The following is a 4,191-nucleotide window of genomic DNA, read 5'->3' on the forward strand; positions in this document are numbered from 1 at the left end:
CAGAGGTACAAATAATAATTGCTCTTTCTTCTGGTAAAGACAAGTCAAACAGTTTTTTATAGCTAGAGATGTAGTCTACTCCTGCATTGGTACGGGAATCAGCAGCCATTACAATACCAAATTGATTGATAATACCCAAGCAATAAGTCATTTCTGAGGGAAAAGGGATGAAGGATGAGGAAGTAAGTGAGTAAGGGAGCGGAGGAAGTAGAGGAAGAACTAAATATTAGTAATCAACCCTAACCACCAACAACCAACTATCTCGATCCCGCTTGACGGGACTAACGAAAAGCAATCTTTTCAATTATCTAACTTATGACCACAACTACCACAAAAACGATCGCCTATTTTAGTTTCTTGTCCGCATTGAGTACAAAAATGCTTGGTAGAAGTTGATTTTTGTTCTTTTTCCATACTTAAAGACATATTACCCATTTGCATCGACATCTGATTGATATCCATAGACATATCACCCATTTTCATCGGTTTCATCGGTTGCATCGGCTTCATTGGCTTCATTGGCTGCATGGGTTCAAATTCTACATTATTAGGGCTTGATGTTCGATCGGAAATACTTTCTAAGTCTAGCTGTACCGCATTTTGCATAGATGATGTCGTAGTGGTACTCATACTGTTACCTTGAATCAAAATATGATGCTTTCCACGATCGCTATTTAATTGTAAAATAAAGCCCGATCCTGTTTTGTATAGTTGTGGTGCGCTAGTCCAGTTTCCTGTAGTAAAGCTATTACTCTGACTCTGTTGTTGTCCTGGGCTGCTTGAGACTAAAGTAATTAGGGTTTGAGTTCCTTGATTAACTACTGTTAAGCGTTGATTACTACTCAGATTTACGGTATAGCTCATAATAACGATCTTTATTTTATTTACTTGCTTCACTTCAATTCTAGTTATTTCTGAAATAATCGATGTTGTGAATTAATAACAATAAATTGCTTGAGAAGATTAAAAACAAAATTCTGGATCTATTTCCCACTTTTTACCATTATGTTGAAATAAAGTAAGCTTTGAAGCATTAAATTGAGAGTCAAAAGGGCGTTCTTTGAATTCTTCCCAAGCTTGGTAAAAATTAGCTTTAGTTAAATCTTTAAATCCTACTGTTATATGAGGAGTAAAAGGACGATGTTTCGCAACTTTATGAACGATATTCAGAGAAGACTCTAACTGTAACATCAACTCTTTTTGTAATGATAATAATTCAGGAGTTTTTAAGACATTAATGTAAATGACACGGGGCTTAAAAGCAGCAAAACCATCTAAAATAATGAGAATAAAAGCTTGATGCTGTGCTAACTCTTCTAAGACTTTCTTTAGTTCACCAAGCCTTGTTATTTCCCAATAAAAAGGTGGTTGTAAGGTAATATGAGGGGGAGATTTTAAAGCAGCTTTACTGTTATATACTTCTGCAAAATGATGCTTTATTTGATTCGCTTCTTTCTGTATTGCCAAGGGAGGTAAAAGAGCCATAAAAAATAAGTGTTTACTCATTGCAAACTTAGGCTATGGGACTCTGAAGAATGAAATAAGGTAGTATAGATACCTTGAATAATGTAAGATATCATTTATCTATCCCACTCAACTCAATCCATTAAGCGATCGCTCTTTGAGCAGACTTCGCCCAATCATGCCGATATTATAATCGCTCAGACACTTTCAGCAAAGCGAATAATATCATCATCCCCAAGGTACTCACCATTTTGTACTTCAATCATAACTAAGGGTATTACCCCAGGATTTTCTACTCGGTGAGCAGTATTCATCGGAACGTAAGTAGATTGATTTTGCATCAGTAAGGTTTCTTCCCCATTACAAATCACTTTTGCTGTTCCTGATACCACAATCCAATGTTCGCTTCTATGGTAATGCATTTGAGTACTGATATGATTACCTGGATTGACTTCAATTCTATTAATGCAATAGTGTTCTCCTTGTTCTAAAACTGTAACTGTTCCCCAAGGAGGCAGACGAGTAGCTTCTAAATCTTCAACAGCAGATGTACCTGGTACTTTTGTCTTATTATTAGATTCGCTCATTAGATAAACTCTCACAGAACAACTAGAGTCATAACATTTCTAGTTTACATGAAAAAAAATCAACTAACAGAGCGATTATTTATTTTGTTATTCAAATTAGCAACGCTTAATATCTGATGAAATAAGAGAAATAAATTGTGGGCATCAGATAATTATTTTGCTATCTTGGCTATGGTACTGACTATTTTTATTTTTAACTAACTAAGTTTAAGATTTTATACTATTTCTATTAATCAATCAGAACTGAGCAAAGTCTATTATTAATAGACAGCTAAAATACATAATTTTCAAAATATCTCGATAATTTCCCACTTACAGGTAAATATCAATGACAAATTCTTCCAAGGTTGATACTAGAAGAAATAAAAATTTTATTATTAACAATAGTACAGCACTCAAAGAATATGCTCTGGGTAACAAAAAAAACTTAGGAACGGGAATTATTGTGATTAATTTATTACTAATTGAAAATGATATTCTCCAAGAAAAACACCTGGACTATCAGCCTTTACCCTCTAATGGCGATCGACGAAGTTCTCTTAAACAACCAATAGCTTATATTCCCCTAACAAATTTTTGGTTTAAAATAATTAGATTAAAGATCAAAAAAAATATGATATAGATATTAAACAAAACTACGATTTAACCAATAAGTTTTTGCTTATTTTTGTTAAGGATGCCGATCTTGAAAATTTTTCTATTTATTCTATTAAATTAAAGTAAAAACCAATAATAAAATCTTTAAAAGGTTTCCCCAACACTCAAAATCCGAGATTTTCCTTGGCGACTAATTTTAACCTTTTGATTAGCTACTGATTGCAAAACCCAGCCAGTACTTTCAATTTTTTCTCCCAACCAAATTCTTTGAGTAAAACCATTAATTTTAAACAGCGCAGCCGAACCTTCTTTTAATTCCATAACACCAACTAAAGTATGATTCACCTTGGCTGTAGTCGTTGCTGCTGCAATTTCAGGAGGCGCAACTGTTGACGCTATAGATTCTGTCACTTGGTTATCATTAGCCGATGTGTTGGGAGTTGTTTTAACTTTGAATGATTCTGAAGGAGGTGCAGGAGGGTTAATAGAAACAGCAGCCACAGGAGGATTCATTGCTGCTAATTGGTTGGGAAGGGGAGGAGGAGGAAGTAAAGTAGGAGGTAGCAACTGATTACTCGAAACAGTTGGCGAAGCTGGCGTGTAAACAGGAACATAAACTAATTTAGAAGTTTTATTTTCTAATGAAGCTACTTCTGTCGCTGAAGACTGTTTTTTTGCAACCTTACGATCTATTACTTCTAAAGATTGTTTCATATAATCAATGAACTCTACATCCGCTTGAGAAATAGTTTCCTGTCGGGATAAAAAGCTAAGAGGAAACAGGGAATTTTTAGCACCAAAAAGCCACCATAATACAAAGCACAGATAACCACCAGCGCAAATTAGTAAAATTTTGTCTAGATAGTGACTAAAATCCGCTTTTTTTGTGGGATTTTTAAAATCTAACTCTGGTATAACAATGACAGTTGCCAGACTACTATTATCATTATTAAAAGTGTTTGATGAATACCAATAATTACTAACAGTAAGATTACTATCTATAGAATTATAATTACTGAGAGAAGTACTAGCTGAATTCGCTCTAGTGCATAAAGCAGAAGATGAAGTAATATTGCAATCGCCACTTGTCTTTCCTTCAGCGAGATTACTATCTTGCTTTGAAAACGAGATATTCTGAATCTTAGTACAATCAGAATTAGCCTTTTGTGCTGATAAATTTTGATTCTGTTCCTCATTATCTGAATCAGGAACAACAGTGATAGTACGAATAAAAGAAAATTGTTCTGTTTCTTTTGAAAGACTGGAATTGTAAACCATAAACAATACAGCAGAGTACTTTACATAACCAAAAATAACTTTTGATGAGTAATTTATGCCATAGTGATTACCCAGAAATTTTAAGTTGCGTTTATATGAATTTCAGTGTATTCACCGACTGTTTACGATACTTAGTTCAATAGTAAATTTAGTTTTTTCAGCAATTTATAAGACAATTTTTGATAGCAGATAATGAGAATTGATATAATCTTGTAGCGGGATGGGAGTACTTCCTTATTTCTCAATACCGTTCGGTTAAGCCCCC

The 4,191-nt window shown here is 34.0% G+C and carries 5 protein-coding genes and 1 pseudogene; 1 reads left to right on the forward strand and 5 read right to left on the reverse strand.

Translation table 11 applies throughout. The features are described from left to right. The 4 genes and pseudogenes from H1P_RS39640 to H1P_RS31430 all read right to left on the reverse strand — a co-directional run. Window positions 1–151, reverse strand: a pseudogene (locus tag H1P_RS39640) (peptidase); the annotation flags it as partial. Between the two features lie 149 nt (window positions 152–300). After that, a complete protein-coding gene (locus tag H1P_RS31420; protein ID WP_144875133.1) occupies window positions 301–864 on the reverse strand; it encodes a zinc ribbon domain-containing protein in 564 nt (187 codons plus the stop codon). A gap of 99 nt (window positions 865–963) precedes the next feature. Continuing rightward, window positions 964–1,506 carry a 2'-5' RNA ligase family protein gene (locus H1P_RS31425; RefSeq protein ID WP_144875135.1) on the reverse strand — a complete coding sequence of 181 codons (543 nt, stop codon included), beginning with the start codon at window positions 1,504–1,506 and terminating at the stop codon, window positions 964–966. Between the two features lie 155 nt (window positions 1,507–1,661). Beyond that, complete coding sequence (locus tag H1P_RS31430; protein WP_144875137.1) at window positions 1,662–2,051, reverse strand: phosphomannose isomerase type II C-terminal cupin domain; 390 nt, start codon at window positions 2,049–2,051, stop codon at window positions 1,662–1,664. A 328-nt stretch (window positions 2,052–2,379) separates the two neighbouring features. Between H1P_RS31430 and H1P_RS31435 the strand changes: the two genes are divergently transcribed. Then, window positions 2,380–2,673 carry a hypothetical protein gene (locus tag H1P_RS31435; RefSeq protein ID WP_144875139.1) on the forward strand — a complete coding sequence of 98 codons (294 nt, stop codon included), beginning with the start codon at window positions 2,380–2,382 and terminating at the stop codon, window positions 2,671–2,673. A 119-nt stretch (window positions 2,674–2,792) separates the two neighbouring features. Here the strand turns inward: H1P_RS31435 and H1P_RS31440 are convergent, their stop codons facing one another. Then, window positions 2,793–3,926: a RodZ family helix-turn-helix domain-containing protein gene (locus H1P_RS31440; RefSeq protein ID WP_144875141.1), complete on the reverse strand. Its 1,134-nt coding sequence runs from the start codon at window positions 3,924–3,926 to the stop codon at window positions 2,793–2,795. Between the last annotated feature and the right edge of the window lie 265 nt (window positions 3,927–4,191).

Origin of the sequence: Hyella patelloides LEGE 07179 (genome assembly GCF_900659865.1) — a bacterium.
GTDB classification, from domain to species: Bacteria; Cyanobacteriota; Cyanobacteriia; order Cyanobacteriales; family Xenococcaceae; genus Hyella; species Hyella patelloides.